The following is a 14,016-nucleotide window of genomic DNA, read 5'->3' as shown; positions in this document are numbered from 1 at the left end:
TGCTAGAGCAGGCTCATGACGCCTTCGGGTCGTCGGGGGTGCTCACCCCGGTGACGATCTGCTGCGCGAGGACCCGCACCTTGACGTTGCGGTCCTGCGAGGTCTTGCGCAGCACCTCGAACGCCTCGTGCTCGGGCACCCCGCGCATTGCCATGATGACGCCCTTGGCCTGCTCGATGACCGCCCGGCTGGCCATCGCCTGCTCGAGCTGCCCGGCGAGGCGGCGGGCGCCGTCGAGGACCGTCACCGCGACGAGGGCGTCGGCGCAGCGCGCCGCCGCCACCCGCACCAGGGCCGCGTCGAAGGCGTCGAACGCGTGCGGCGCCCAGGCGTAGAGGTTGATGGCGCCGACGCACTCCGTGCCGCTCAGCAGGGGTAGTGCGAGGAGGCTGCGCATCCCCTCCTCGCGGCACTCGTGGGCGAAGTTCGGCCACCGGCCGTCGTCGACGACGAGGTCGGGGACGTGGTTCTCGCGGCGGTGGCGGGCGGCATCGAGGCACGGCCCCTCGTTCAGGGCGTACTGGACGGCGTCGATCTCGAGCGTCTGCACGGTCGTGTAGGCCGCGGTGTGCGGTCGGTCGGCGGACATCACCGTGATGCCGACCTCGTCGCACCCGTCGATGTGGCGACGCACGGCGTGGACCACCCGCTCGAGGTAGTCGGAGACCTGCTCCATCGACTCCAGGACCCCGCCGAGGTCGTTGGTCAGCGCCGCGAGGACCGCGGTGTGCGGGTCCTCGCCCGGCTCGACGAGGGGGTCGCCCGAGTGGTCGGCGAGGGTGTTCGTCATGACGGGTCCTCCAGGTGCGCAGGGTGCGGTCGCAGCGTACTCACGTCGGGCTGCCACCGTCTCCCACCTGCGACGATGTGGACCATGAGCCCGTTCCGCAAGAACGTCGCACCCGGGGCGGAGCGGTACGCGTCGTGGGAGGCGGCCGGCCTGCGCTGGCTCGCGCAGGCGCACGGGGCCCGGGTCGTCGAGGTGCTCGAGGTCGGACCCACCCACCTCGACCTGCGCCGCCTCGAGCCGGCGGCACCGACGCCGGCCCACGCCGAGGCCCTCGGTCGGGGCCTGGCCCGCACCCACGCCGCGGGGGCACCGGCCTTCGGCGCCGGCCCGCCGGGGTGGGAGGGGGACGGGTGGCTCGGCCCCACGAGCGAGCCGCTGCCCCTCGTCCTCGGGTCGTGGGACACGTGGGGGTCCTTCCTCGCCGCGGCCCGCATCGCGCCGCATGTGCGGCTCGGCCGCGACCGCGGGTCCCTCACCGCCGACGACGCCGTCGTCCTCGACCGGTTCACGGAGGTCGTGGCGGGCGGCGCCCTCGACACGGGCGACCCCCCGGCCCGGCTGCACGGCGACCTCTGGGCGGGCAACGTCGTGTGGACGCCCGAGGGCGCCGTGCTCATCGACCCCGCGGCCCACGGCGGGCACCGCGAGGCCGACCTCGCGATGCTCGCCCTGTTCGGCTGCCCCGACCTCGGCCGGGTCCTCGCCGGCTACGAGGAGGTCGCGCCGCTCGTGGAGGGGTGGCGCGACCGGGTCGCGCTGCACCAGGTCCACCCGCTGCTGCTCCACGCCGTCCTGTTCGGGGGCGCGTACGCGGGTCAGGCCGTTCGTGCCGCAGCGCGGTACCTCTGACCGGCACACTGGCCCGGTGCTCCTCATCGACGCGTTCGGGTCCCGGTGGCGGCTCGACGTCTCGGGACTCGAGCCGGACCTCGCCGCGCACCTCGAGGACCTCTGGCGCCGGGCGAGCATCCCCGAGGACGCGGCGAGCGCTGCCGGAGACGGTTCCGCGACACCGGAGTTCGTGGTCACGCGCGGCGAGGACACGCTCATCGTCCTCAACGAGGAGGTCGTCGTGGTCACCGACGACGAGCTGCCGTACGCCGTCTCGCGGGCCGTGACCCACGCGTCGATCCTGCGCCGCACCGGGACCTGCCTCATGCTCCACGCCGCCGGGTTCGCGAGCCCGGACGGTGCGACCGTCGCCCTCGTGGCCCCGTCGGGCACCGGCAAGACGACGGCGGCCCGCGTCCTCGGACGACGGCTCGGGTACGTCTCCGACGAGACGGTGGCGGTCGAGGACGACCTGCGGGTGCGCGCCTACGCCAAGCCGCTGTCCGTCGTCGTCGACCCGGCCGAGCCGATGGCCAAGACCGAGCACTCACCCGACGAGCTGGGCCTGCTGCGCGCCCCCGACGACCTCCACCTCGTCGCCACCGTGGTCCTCGAGCGCACCGACGACGTCGAGGAGCCAGTGCTCGAGCCCTTCGCGCTCGTGGATGCCGCGGCCCTCGCCCTGCCCCAGACCTCCGCGCTGCCCAGCCTCGAGCGACCCCTCGAGCGCCTTGCCACCGTGCTGACCGCGGGCCACGGGCCGTGGCGGATGCGCTACCGCGAGATCGGCGACTGCGCCGCGCTCGTCGAGGACCTGGCCGCGGGCCGGGCTCCCGGCGGCGAGCCGGAGACGGTGCAGTGGACGTGGATCGGCGGGACGGCACCGGCGAGCGCGGCCGTCCTCGACCCCTCCGAGGACGTGGACCCGCCCGAGCCGAGGGAGCACGGTGACCTCGCCGCCATCGGCATCGCGACGGAGGTCGTCCGCGCCCCCTTCGGTGACGCCCTCGCGTCCGACGGCTCCGTCCTCGTCCTGCACGAACGGGTCCCCAGCACGCTGCCCGGTCTCGCGGCCACCCTCTGGCTCGCGGCCGAGCACCCCGTCCCGGTCTCCCGGCTCGTCGAGGAGGCCACCGCAGACCTCGGGCCGCACCCGGAGGCCGAGGCGCTCGTCATCGACGCGGTCCGCTCCCTCGTCGAACGGGACCTGCTCCGGGTCGCGGCCGAGGACGACTGACCCGATCCGCCCTCAGGGGCAGGTGCAGGGGGAGGCCCCGCACCGGGGGCACCCCGTGGCGTAGCGGTCGACCGCGGCGGTGAGGTCGACGCCCACCTGGTTGGCCAGCGACGCCACCCACGCGAGGACGTCGCCGAACTCGTGCTCGCGCTGCGCCTGGGTCCCCTTGCGCACGGCCTGCGCCAGCTCGCCGACCTCCTCGGCCAGCCACGCGACGGTGCTCGGCACCCCGCGCTCCCGGTCCCGCTCGCCGAAGGTGCGCTCGATGACGTCCTGGAGGTGTGCGAGGTCCATGGCGGGCAACCTACCCGGCACCGTGGAGGCGTTCCGGACCCGATGACGGGCCACCGCACCGGGGTCTGTCACGAACCCTCTCGCGCGGGTCCGGGCAGCCGTTAGATTGCGCGGATGGACGAAGCGGCGGTACTCGTCGTCTACGCCGTCGCGACGCCCTACGCCTGGGAGGTCGTGGAGACGGCCCGGCGACTCGGCCTCGATGTGCGGTGCGTCGACAACCACGGTTCCGCGGACCCGTCACTGCCCGGGCTGACGGCTGACCTCGCCGACCTCGCCGACCTCGGCCCCCCGGACGCACGGCCCCACGTGCTCGGCGTCGCCTCTCCCGCCGCCCGGCTCGGCGCGGAGCGGGCGGCCATCGCCGCCGGGCTGACGCATCCGGTCGCCCTCGTCGACCCGACGGCGGTGCTCGCGTCCTCGACCGTCGTGAACCACGGCGCCTACGTCAACGCCGGCGCGGTCCTCGGCGCGCACACCACCCTCGGCTGCCTGGCCCACGTCAACCGCTCGGCCTCCGTCGGCCACCACTCCCGCCTCGGCACCGCGGCGCACGTGGGGCCGGGGGTCGTCCTCGCCGGCGGGGTCACCATCGGCGCCGGCGCGTTCGTCGGCGCCGGGTCCACGGTGCTGCCCGAGCGGACCGTCGGGGCCGGGGCGGTCGTCGGGGCCGGCGCCGTGGTCACCAAGGACGTCGCGCCCGGCGACATCGTTCTCGGCAACCCAGCGCGGGTCGTCCGCGCCGCAGCGTCCACCGACGGGGAGGAACCCACGTGTCCGCACTGCTCGCCCAGCTGAACCGGCCGGTCCCGATCGTCCTCGCCCCGACCGGCATGGTGCCGACCAAGGCGATGACGCCGCACGTGCCCGTCACGCCGGAGGAGATCGCCCGCGACGTCGCGGAGGCCGCGGCCATCGGCATCACGTCGGTGCACATCCACGCCCGTGACGACGAGGGCGTGCCGACGTGGACGCGCGACACCTACGAGCGGATCGTCGGCGCGGTGCGCGACGCGGCCCCCGAGGTGCTCGTCAACGTCAGCACGAGCGGGCGCACCTGGACCGAGCTCGAGCGGCGCGCCGACTGCCTCGCCCTCGACGGCGACCTCAAGCCCGACCTCGCGTCGCTGACCCTGTCGTCGCTGAACTTCATCTCCGGGGCGTCGGTCAACGCCCCGGAGACCGTGCGCGGGCTGGCCCAGATCATGCTCGACCGCGGCATCACCCCCGAGCTCGAGATCTTCGACATGGGGATGGTCAACGTCGTCAACGTGCTGCGCAAGCAGGGCCTGCTCCCGGGCGCGATCGTCGCGAACCTGTTCTTCGGCAACGTGTCCGGGCTGCAGGCGACCCCCTCGGAGATCGGCCTCACCGTGGACCGGCTCCCCGACGACGCCGTGTGGTCCGGGGCGGGCCTGGGGGCGTTCGCGCTCCCCGCCCAGGCGATCGCCCTGGCGGCCGGCGGCGGCGTGCGGGTCGGGCTCGAGGACGGCATCCACCTCGACCGCGGGCGCACCACCCTCGCGACCAACCCCGGTCTCGTCGAGCGGATCCACGGGCTGATCGACACCCTCGACCGCCGGGTGATGACGTCCGGAGAGCTGCGCGGCATCCTCGACGGGACCGCCACGTGGTGATCCCCGTCGCCGCGCCGACCCGCCTGGCACCGGAGGAGAGGGCGGCGGTCCGCGAGGCGGTGCTCGCCGTGGTCGACGCGCAGCAGTGGGTGCTGGGCCCGTCGGTGGCGCGGTTCGAGCGCGAGCTCGCGGCCTACGTCGGCGGCGGCGAGGTGGTCGGGACCGGGAACGGCAGCGACGCCCTCTGCCTCGCCCTCGCCTCCCTCGGAGTGCCCCCCGGCAGCCGGGTCCTGGTCCCGCCCAATGACTCCGGCTTCGCCGGGCAGGCCGCGCGGGCCGTCGGGCTCGAACCCGTGGTCCACGACGTCGACCCGGTCACGATGGGGCCGACCGTCGAGCTCCTGTCCGCCGCCCTCGTGCCGGGCACCGCGGCCGTCGTCGTCACCCACCTCCACGGGGACCCGCTCGACCTCGTGGCGATCGACGCCTGGCGCAGCGCCGAGGGGCTGCTGCTCGTCGAGGACTGCGCGCAGGCGCACGGTGCGCGCCCCGACGGCCGGCACGTGGGCCGCACCGGCGACGCCGCGACGTTCAGCTTCTACCCGACGAAGAACCTCGCCGCCGTGGGCGACGGCGGCGCCCTCCTGCTCCACGACCCCGCCACGGCCGAGCGCGCCCGCTCGCTGAGGGAGTACGGCTGGGGCGAGCGGGGCAGCGTCGACCACCCGCGGGGGCGCAACTCCCGCCTCGACGAGCTGCAGGCCGCGGTGCTGTCGGCCCGGCTGCCGCACCTCGACCGCCGCAACGCCCGTCGCCGGGCCCTGCTCGACCGGTACCGGAAGGCCCTGCACGGCAGCGCGACCCGCGTGCACGGCGACCCCGTGGCCGGCGTGGCCCACCACGCCGTCGTCCTCGACGCGCGGCGCGACGCCCTGCGCGAGCACCTCCACCGGGCCGGGGTCGGCACCGCGGTGCACTACCCGCACCTCACCGGCGAGATGCGCGGCATCGCCCCCCGCGGAGGCCGCACCGCCGTGGCCGACCGGCAGCGCCACGAGAAGCTCACCCTGCCGTGCTTCCCCGAGCTCACCGACGACGAGGTGGAGGCCGTCGTGGCCGCCCTCGAGGCGTGGCGGGACGCGTCGTGACCGCGGTCGAGCCCCGACAGCCGGCGGTGGACCCTCCCGTCGTGACGTTCCCCGTCTTCGACGACCCCCGTGGCCGCCTCGTCCCCGTGGAGTTCGACGGGCTGCCCTTCACGCCCGAGCGCGTCTTCGTGGTCGTGGCCCCCGAGGAGGGTGCGACCCGCGGCGACCACGGGGTGCCGTGCCGCGAGCTCCTCGTCCTCGTCACCGGCAGTGCCCGCGTCGTCCTCACCACGCGTCGCGGGGACGACCCACCCGAGGTGGCCGAGCACCACCTCGGCCGCCCCGGCGAGGCCTGCCTCATCGAGCCGGGGGCCGACGTGGTCTACCACCTGACCCCGGGCGCGACGGTCGTCGTCCTCGCCGACCAGGCGTATGTCGGATGACGACCACCCCGCGCGCGAGCATCCTCGTCCCGACGCACAACAAGCCGTCGACCCTTCCCGTGGCGGTCGCCAGCGCCCTGGCCCAGACCGTCGCGGACGTCGAGGTCATCATCATCGGTGACGGCGTCACGGATGACGTGCGCGCGGCGGTCCAGCCGCTGCTCGCCGACCCGCGGGTGCGTTTCCTCGACCTCCCCAAGGGTCCGCACCACGGGGAGGTCCACCGGCACACCGCGGTGCTCGAGGCGCGCAGCGACGCGATCCTCTACCTCTGCGACGACGACCTCTTCCTGCGCGACCACGTCGCCGACCTGCTCGCGCTCCTCGAGGACCACGACCTCGTGCAGTGCTGGAACGGCTTCGTCACGACCTCCGGCCGCATCCACCTCTTCGCGTCCGACCTCTCCGACCCCCACGAGATCGCTGCTCACACGGCGCGAAAGCCGTTCTACAACAAGGTCAGCGTCACCGGGACCGGCCACACCCGCGGGGCCTACCTCGCCCTCGACGACCCCTGGGAAACCACCCCAGTCGGCGACCAGCCCGACCACCACCAGTTCGCGAAGTTCATGCGCCGACCCGGGTTCCGGGGGGCGACGTCGTCACGGATGACGGCCCTGCAGCTGCCCACCTCCGAGGACGGTCGCGACACCTGGACCGCGGACGAGCGGCTCGCCGAGCTGCTGCGGTGGTGGGACTTCGTGCGCAGCCCCGACGCGCAGGACGTCCTCGACGAGATGTGCCACACGGCGGCGCGCCGGGCCCTGGTCGAGGAGGGGTACCGGGTCCGGCACTTCCGCGACTCCGTCTGGTGGCGGGGCACGGCGCTGCCCCGACGCCTCGCGCGCACCGCCCGGGCGGCGGTCCGCGGCGCCCCCTGACGCGGGACACCGCCTGTCCGCGAGGTCAGTTCAACGACGCCCCGCTCGGCGGCGGGGAGGACGGGAGCGCCCCGAAGCGCCCGACGATCGCCGCTTCGCGACGCAGCAGCGACAGCGCGGTGCGCAGCCTGGTGGCGGCATCCGCGCCGTCGAGGACGCGCTGCCGGTCGGCGGGGTCGAGGACCATCCGCTCGACGACGCGGTAGGCGACCTGGCCCAGCGGGGCCTCCACCGGGTCGGCCACGGCACCGAGCCGCTCGAGGTAGTCGGCGTGCTCGCGCAGCGCCGTCGCGGCGAGCGCGGCCACAGCGGCGTCTCCCGACGCGGTCGCCTCCTCCAGCCACGTGACGACGCCTGTGGTGAACGGGGTGCCGGCCCCGGTGTCGACGTCGTCGAGCCGGAAGCGCCGCACGCCCGTGGCCACGAGGTGCACCACCGTGCCGATCGGGCTCTCCGCCAACGCCATCGCGTCGACCCGGGCCTCACAGCCGATGCCGTGGAGGTCGCCGGCGGCCTCCGGGCCGACCTCGTGCCCCTTGCGGATGAGGACGACGCCGAAGCGCCGCTCGTCCTCCGCCTGCTCGGCGAGCTGCCGCGCGAGCTCGAGGTAGCGCGGCTCGAACAGCTGCAGGGGCAGCCGCGCGCCGGGCAGGAGCACGGTGCCCAGCGGGAAGAGCGGGAGCAACGCCATGCGCCACTCTAGGCACGTCGCGAGCGCCCCGACGAGGGTCGGCGAGCGCTGTCGAACCCGTCGACCCCCTGCGAACGTGGGTGAGAACCGTCGTCATACCGACGCTCTTCACCCACGTTCGAGGGGTGCGGGACCCGGCGCGATGCGGGGATGTCGGTGCCCACCCCGTAGGATGGACCCCACGGCCCGCCATCTGCCTCGGGTCGTCGAATGTCTGATGTCGATGCCACGCGAACCGGGAGACCACTCCTGGCGCGGCGCCGAGGCCCCAGAGCCCGCCCGGCAGAACATCCCCGTCGTCGCCGACGCGACCGTCGCGACGACCCCACTCGCCTACGGAGATCTCTCTTGTCCACCACCTTCGGCGCGCTCGGCGTGCCCACCTCCCTCGTCGAGGTCCTCGCCACCCGCGAGATCACGACGCCCACCCCCATCCAGGCCGCGACGCTGCCCGACTCCCTCGCGGGTCGGGACGTGCTGGGCCGGGGCCGCACCGGCTCCGGCAAGACCGTCGCCTTCCTCCTGCCCGTCCTGGCCCGGCTCGCGGCCAGCGGTCGCCAGCGCGGCGCCCGCCAGCCCCGTGCGCTGATCCTCGCGCCGACCCGTGAGCTCGTCGCCCAGATCGACGAGGCGATGGCGCCGCTCGCGGCTCGCCTCGGCCTCACCTCGCGCACCGTCTTCGGTGGCGTGGGCCAGGGCCCGCAGGTCTCGGCCATCCGCCGCGGCGTCGACGTCGTCGTCGCGTGCCCCGGCCGCCTCGAGGACCTCATCGGCCAGGGCCACGTCTCGCTCCAGGCCGTCGAGGTCACCGTCATCGACGAGGCCGACCACATGGCCGACCTCGGCTTCCTCCCGCAGGTGCGCCGCCTCCTCGACGCCACCCCCCGCAACGGCCAGCGGATGCTGTTCTCCGCGACGCTCGACGCCGGCATCGGCGTCATCGCCAACCGCTACCTCCAGAACCCCGTCACGCACGAGGCCGACTCGGCGCAGTCGCCGATCTCGACGATGGACCACCACGTCCTGCACGTCACCGCCGACTCGCACGCCGGCGTCCTGCTCGACCTCGTCGCCGCCCCGGGCCGCACCGTCGTGTTCACCCGCACCAAGCACCGCGCCAAGAAGCTCGCGAAGCAGCTCAACGGCTCCGGTGTCCCGGCGGTCGAGCTGCACGGCAACCTCAGCCAGAACGCCCGCACCCGCACGATGGACGCCTTCCACTCCGGCGCGGCGCGCACGCTCGTCGCCACCGACATCGCGGCCCGCGGCATCCACGTCGACGACGTCGCCCTCGTCATCCACGCTGACCCGCCCACCGAGCACAAGGCGTACCTGCACCGCTCCGGGCGCACCGCCCGCGCCGGCGCCTCGGGCACCGTCGTGACCCTGATGACCGACGACCAGGCCCGCGACGTGCGTGACCTCACCCGCCGGGCCGGCATCAAGCCGACGACGACCAAGGTCACCGCGACGCACCCGTTCCTCCAGACGATCGCCCCGGGGGAGCGCACCTTCGACGGCGCGTTCACCTCGCCCGACGCCCCGGCCCAGGGTGGCCGTCGTACCGGTGGCAACGGCGGCGGTGGCGGTGCGCCGCGCGGCCCCCGCACCCCGCGCACCGGCGCGGACGCCGGCTCCGGCCGTCCCCGTCGCCAGGGTGGCGGCAGCGGCAACGGTGGTGGCCGCGGCCGCCAGGGCGGCGCCCCCGCCGGCGGGTCGACCCCCATGTACTCCACGTCCTCGGGCTCGCGCCCGGCGTCCGGCGGTGGTCGCCCCGCGAACGGTGGCGGCCGCGGCACCGGTGGCCAGCGCCCCGCGTCCTCCGGTCGTCCCTCGAACGGTCGGCCCGCCCGTGGCGCGGCGTCGTTCTCCGAGGGCGCGGGCGGCCGACGCTCGCGCTGAGACCCGCCCAGCCCACGCCCAGCGTGAGCGGCTACGGTCCTTCGACCATGGACTTCGACACGGTGTGGGCCCGCGTGCTCCCGGAGGACGCGGTGTCCCTGTCGGGGACGCCCGTCCTCGTCGTCCTCGGTGTCGCGCTCGTCGCGGTCGCGTTCGGCCCGCTCTGGACCGTGCTGCGCCTCGGCGTGACCCTGGTCCACGAGCTCGGCCACGCCCTCGTCGGGGTCCTGTCAGGCCGACGCTTCACCGGCTTCGTCCTGCGCGGTGACATGTCCGGGCACGCCGTCACGGTGGGCCCGGCGCGCGGCCCCGGCCGCGTCCTCACCACCTGGGCCGGCTACCCCGCCCCGGCGCTCGTCGGGGCCCTCCTCGTCGTCCTCGCCGCGCGCGGCTGGTCGGCGCCGGTGCTCACCGGGGTCCTCGTCCTCCTCGTGGCGGCGCTGCTGCGGGTCCGCTCGGTCCTCACCGCCGCGGTCGTCCTCGGCGTCCTCCTCGGGGCGGGGGCACTGTGGTGGGCGGCCGGCGGCGAGCTGCAGGCCCAGGTGGTCGTGGCCGCCGGCGTGGCCCTCCTCGTCGGTGCCTGGCGCCACCTCGGGGCCGTCCTCGGCGCGCCCCGCCGCGGCACGAGCGACCCGGAGGTCCTCGCGCGCCTCACCCGCGTGCCGACGGTCCTGTGGAACGTGACCTTCGTCCTCGCCTGCCTGTTCGCGTCGTGGGTCGTCGGCACCACCGTCCTGCGCGCCGCCGGGCTCCTCGCCTGAGGGTCAGCCCCCTCACGACAGGAGGCGCCCCACCTCGCGGTGGGGCGCCTCCTGCGTCGTGCGGTGGTGCTGCGGTCAGCGACGCAGCGTCAGCGTCGCCGTGTCGGTCTGGCCCGTGGCCGGCACGGTCACGGTGACCGTGTAGGTGCCGGGACCGGGCAGGCCGCCCGTCTTGAGCTCGTACTTCCACTCGCCGTCGGCGAGGGTCGGCGAGCCGGTGACGAGCACCGTGGAGCCCTGGCGGACCGTGACGACGGGCGCGATGCCGGTCGGGACCGTGCCGTCGCAGTCGCGGTACTGGATCTTCACCGGCACGGTCGAGCCGTACTTGGCCGTCGTGCCCTTGCCGAGCGGCGGCAGGATGCCGGTGCTCGTGTACTCGACGGTGACCGCCGCGGTCCTCGTCGTCGACAGGCCGTGGCTGTCGGTGACGGTGACCGTGGCGGTGTAGCGGCCGGCCCTGGCATAGGTGTGCGCCAGGGTCAGCGGGCTCGTGGCCGGGTCGACGACGGTGTCGGGCGTGCCGTCACCCCAGGCCACGGTGGCCCGGTGGGTGTCGGCCTCGTCGCGGTCGGTGAAGGTGACCTTCAGCGAGGCGTTGCCGGTGCCGCACGACACGGAGCCGTCGACGAACGCCGCCTCGACCGTGGGCGCCGAGTTCGGCTTGAGGCCCACGATGATCGGGTCGTGGTCGGAGACCCGGAACTCGTCCGGCGCGTACAGGCTGGCGATCTGGCCGGCCGACTTGAACTCGGTGTTGTAGTCGAGGATCGCGGGCTCGTCGGAGTTGATGTGGTACTCCGTGACCCCGGTGACCTGGCTGACGATCCCGGCGCTGCCGAGGGCGTGGTCGAGGTAGCCCCACTGCCCGTCGAAGACGTACGAGTAGGCGTCGTCGCCGACGAACTCGTTGACGAGGTTGGTGAACCCGGCCGACTCGAGGGTGCGGATCGGGTCCTCCTTCGCGTACGAGTTCAGGTCGCCGAGGATGAGGGCGTCGGCCTCGCCGGTGCCCGTGGGGTCGGAGGCGAGCCAGCTGCCCAGCTCCTGCGCGGACCGGGTGCGGACCGCGTTGCAGTTGCCCTGGCCGTCACCGGCGTCGGGGACGCTGCACGGCGAACCCTTGGACTTGAAGTGGTTCACGTCGGCGACGAAGGTGCCACCGGTCGCGTTCACCCGGAAGGCCTGGGCCAGCGAGGGGCGCGCTCGGGGGGCGGGGTCGCCACCGTTGACGAAGGCCACGGTGTTGAGGACCGCGGTCGTGCCGATCGGGGTGACCTCGGCCGGCTTGTAGAGCATGCCGACCTTGATCGCGTCGCTGCCGAGGCTGTTGACGCCGTTGGCCGGGTCCGGGTTGACGAAGGTGTACCGCTCGGCCTCCGTGCGGCCGACGTTGAGGCGGTTCACGAGCTCCTGGACCATGCTGGTCGAGCCGTAGCCGTCGTTCTCGATCTCGTTGATGCCGAGGACGTCGGCGTCGACCTTGGTGATCGCCGCGACGGTCTTGGCGACCTGGCGCTCGAACTCCACCGAGGTGTTGGCGCCACGGCAGTCGAGGGACGCCCCGCCGTCACCGCCCTGGCAGCCGGTGAAGGTGTTGAACAGGTTGAGCAGGTTCATCGCGCCGACGGCGACGTCGCCGTGCACGTCCTCACGCACGGAGGGGCGCGGGTTGGCGGGCTCGAAGTCCACCGCACCGCCGAGCGCGCGGATCGGGCGGACCCGGTACGCGTTCGGGCTGGAGGCGTTGCCGCCCCAGGTGTAGGTCATGACCCCGGTGAGGCCGGCGACGGTGTCACCGCCGCGCAGCGTGTTGTCGGCCGACAGCGGCTGGCCGCCGCGGGCGAACGGGATGGGGTCGGGATTCTGGGCCTGGGTGGAGTCGTCGAGAACGATCTTGCGCAGGTTGTTCTCGGCCTGGAGTGCCTGGGCCGCGGCGCCGGGCGCCACGACGTTGGTGGGCACGTCGAGGCGGTCGAGACCGGAGAGCGTGACCTGCCCGAAGCGGCCGAGCTGGAAGTGCTCGGTCACGTAGAGGTCCTGCGGGTACGTGACGAGCATGCCCTCGACCTTCTCGAGGTCGGCGAGGCTCGAGACGGGCAGCGCGACCTCGGTCGGGGCGACGGTGCCGGTGCCGCAGACCGAGATGCCGGCCGCGTTGGTCGAGATCTGCGACTGTCCGTTGCTCTCGCCGGCGGTGCCGGTCACCGTGACGACGTCACCGAGGGAGACGAGGTCCTGGTTGCCGCCGTTGAAGACGAAGATGCCATCGGAGGTGGCGGCGTCGCCGTCACCGGAGTCCTGGAGGTAGAAGCCGCGCAGGTTGGGGGACGGGCCCTCGTGGTCGCCGATGACGACGCCGCGCACCGTGCGCTGCTGGCCGGCGACGGGGGTGGCCTCGCCAGAGCCCTGCACCGCCCCGATGGCGGTCGCGGGAAGCGCGCACTGGTCGACCGGCGCCGGGGCGACGGTGAAGGCCGAGGTGTGGTCGGCCGCCATGGTGTCCGGCGGGTCGATGGTGTCGGTGTCGCTGACGGCCGAGCCCGTGACGGTGAGCGTGCACGCGGCGTCCGCGGCGAGGTTCGTCGTCGGGTTCAGGGTGTAGGTGGTCGGGCCGCCGGTCAGGGCGAAGGCCACCGGGGAGCCGGCGCAGCTCAGCGCGAAGGCGGAGGCGGGGGCCGAGACGACCTCGCTGAACGTCACGACGACGTCCGTGTCCGCGGGAGCGGTCGAGCCGGCCACCGGGGTCACGCTGGCGACGGTGGGGGCCGCGTCGGTCGGCGGGGTGCCGCCGCAGTCGGAGGTGTGGCTGCCGAGGCCGTCGAAGGTGTTGTTGGCGAACCCGTTCCACTCGACCGATGGGTCGAAGGCGTTGGTCGGGTCCGTGTCACCGGCGCAGATCGAGGCCTTGCGGCGCAGCGTGTTGTCGGCGGTGCTGGTGAGGCCGCTACCCCACTCGGTCGTGGGGTTCGACGCGATCTGGCCGAGCGAGTCGACCACGGTCGTGCCCTTGCGCAGGACGACGGTGTCGTTGCCGTTGTACCAGCTGGTGCTCGTGTTCTGCTGATCCGCGACCGCGATGACCGCGGCGTCCGCCGAGGCCTGGGCGAGCACGAAGACCTCGCCGGGCGCCACGGTGCCCGTGAGGGCGATCGTCAGTCCCGCGGCGGTGTTCGCGTTGGCGAAGAACTGCACGTTGTACCCCTGGTCGGCGAGGTTCACCCCCGCTGCGGTGCCGTTGTAGATCTCGAGCGCCTTGTTCTGGCTCGAGCCCTCGACGTACTCCGAGATGAACAGCTCGGTGGGGGCGGCAGCCGACGCCGGCGGGGGCGTCAGCACGACGGGAACGGCCACGGCGAGGGCGCCGACGGCGACCCTCGTCACGAACCGACGGAACGGCGAGACGGCCATACATCCTCCAGGGAAAGGGTGGGAGGCCGACGGGTCACGCCGCCTCGACCACAGGTTTGCGGCGTGAACCTAACACCCCCCGGGGGCCCCCGCGACCGCTAGGAACCGGC

General features: G+C 74.3%; 13 protein-coding genes. 9 read left to right on the top strand and 4 right to left on the bottom strand.

What is annotated here, in order from left to right; translation table 11 throughout:
• Nucleotides 1-13: 13 nt before the first annotated feature.
• Entirely contained in the window at nt 14-790 is a 777-nt protein-coding gene (locus tag ACFLFB_RS00850) for a GAF and ANTAR domain-containing protein (RefSeq protein WP_392543812.1), read from the bottom strand.
• Between the two features lie 84 nt (nt 791-874).
• Between ACFLFB_RS00850 and ACFLFB_RS00845 the strand changes: the two genes are divergently transcribed.
• Together ACFLFB_RS00845 and ACFLFB_RS00840 are read left to right on the top strand one after the other, a co-directional pair.
• Entirely contained in the window at nt 875-1,639 is a 765-nt protein-coding gene (locus ACFLFB_RS00845) for a fructosamine kinase family protein (protein ID WP_392543811.1), read from the top strand.
• A gap of 16 nt (nt 1,640-1,655) precedes the next feature.
• Nucleotides 1,656-2,858: a hypothetical protein gene (locus ACFLFB_RS00840; protein WP_392543810.1), complete on the top strand. Its 1,203-nt coding sequence runs from the start codon at nt 1,656-1,658 to the stop codon at nt 2,856-2,858.
• Between the two features lie 12 nt (nt 2,859-2,870).
• Here the strand turns inward: ACFLFB_RS00840 and ACFLFB_RS00835 are convergent, their stop codons facing one another.
• Nucleotides 2,871-3,152 (bottom strand): MazG nucleotide pyrophosphohydrolase domain-containing protein, encoded by a 282-nt coding sequence (locus tag ACFLFB_RS00835; protein WP_392543809.1) that lies wholly within the window; start codon nt 3,150-3,152, stop codon nt 2,871-2,873.
• Between the two features lie 114 nt (nt 3,153-3,266).
• On the opposite strand from ACFLFB_RS00835, the gene ACFLFB_RS00830 reads away from it, so the two are divergent.
• From ACFLFB_RS00830 to ACFLFB_RS00810, 5 genes are read left to right on the top strand one after another with little or no spacing between them, the layout of a single operon-like run.
• Nucleotides 3,267-3,950 (top strand): hypothetical protein, encoded by a 684-nt coding sequence (locus tag ACFLFB_RS00830; RefSeq protein WP_392543808.1) that lies wholly within the window; start codon nt 3,267-3,269, stop codon nt 3,948-3,950.
• The gene (locus tag ACFLFB_RS00825) at nt 3,926-4,789 is read left to right on the top strand and encodes a 3-keto-5-aminohexanoate cleavage protein (protein WP_392543807.1); all 864 of its coding nucleotides are present in this window, start codon (nt 3,926-3,928) and stop codon (nt 4,787-4,789) included. The genes ACFLFB_RS00830 and ACFLFB_RS00825 overlap by 25 nt, the downstream gene beginning before the upstream one ends.
• Nucleotides 4,783-5,877 (top strand): DegT/DnrJ/EryC1/StrS family aminotransferase, encoded by a 1,095-nt coding sequence (locus ACFLFB_RS00820; protein ID WP_392543806.1) that lies wholly within the window; start codon nt 4,783-4,785, stop codon nt 5,875-5,877. Before ACFLFB_RS00825 ends, ACFLFB_RS00820 begins: the two co-directional genes overlap by 7 nt.
• A 41-nt stretch (nt 5,878-5,918) precedes the next feature.
• Nucleotides 5,919-6,260 carry a sugar 3,4-ketoisomerase gene (locus ACFLFB_RS00815; RefSeq protein WP_392543805.1) on the top strand — a complete coding sequence of 114 codons (342 nt, stop codon included), beginning with the start codon at nt 5,919-5,921 and terminating at the stop codon, nt 6,258-6,260.
• Nucleotides 6,257-7,141, top strand: a complete 885-nt coding sequence (locus tag ACFLFB_RS00810) for a glycosyltransferase family 2 protein (RefSeq protein WP_392543804.1) — start codon at nt 6,257-6,259, stop codon at nt 7,139-7,141. Before ACFLFB_RS00815 ends, ACFLFB_RS00810 begins: the two co-directional genes overlap by 4 nt.
• Before the next feature lie 25 nt (nt 7,142-7,166).
• Here the strand turns inward: ACFLFB_RS00810 and ACFLFB_RS00805 are convergent, their stop codons facing one another.
• On the bottom strand, nt 7,167-7,832 hold the full coding sequence (locus ACFLFB_RS00805; RefSeq protein ID WP_392543803.1) for an LON peptidase substrate-binding domain-containing protein: 666 nt from the start codon (nt 7,830-7,832) through the stop codon (nt 7,167-7,169).
• 348 nt (nt 7,833-8,180) lie between these two features.
• Between ACFLFB_RS00805 and ACFLFB_RS00800 the strand changes: the two genes are divergently transcribed.
• Both ACFLFB_RS00800 and ACFLFB_RS00795 read left to right on the top strand, forming a co-directional pair.
• Nucleotides 8,181-9,734 (top strand): DEAD/DEAH box helicase, encoded by a 1,554-nt coding sequence (locus ACFLFB_RS00800; protein WP_392543802.1) that lies wholly within the window; start codon nt 8,181-8,183, stop codon nt 9,732-9,734.
• A 47-nt stretch (nt 9,735-9,781) separates the two neighbouring features.
• Nucleotides 9,782-10,495, top strand: a complete 714-nt coding sequence (locus ACFLFB_RS00795; RefSeq protein ID WP_392543801.1) for a M50 family metallopeptidase — start codon at nt 9,782-9,784, stop codon at nt 10,493-10,495.
• Between the two features lie 75 nt (nt 10,496-10,570).
• Here ACFLFB_RS00795 and ACFLFB_RS00790 read toward each other — a convergent pair whose 3' ends face one another.
• Complete coding sequence (locus ACFLFB_RS00790) at nt 10,571-13,879, bottom strand: ExeM/NucH family extracellular endonuclease (RefSeq protein WP_392543800.1); 3,309 nt, start codon at nt 13,877-13,879, stop codon at nt 10,571-10,573.
• Nucleotides 13,880-14,016: the final 137 nt, after the last annotated feature.

It is taken from the genome of Oryzobacter telluris (assembly GCF_043099285.1).
Taxonomy (GTDB): Bacteria; Actinomycetota; Actinomycetes; order Actinomycetales; family Dermatophilaceae; genus Oryzobacter; species Oryzobacter telluris.
The sequence above is the reverse complement of the archived record's forward strand: the minus strand, read 5'-3'. Positions and strand labels throughout refer to the sequence as shown.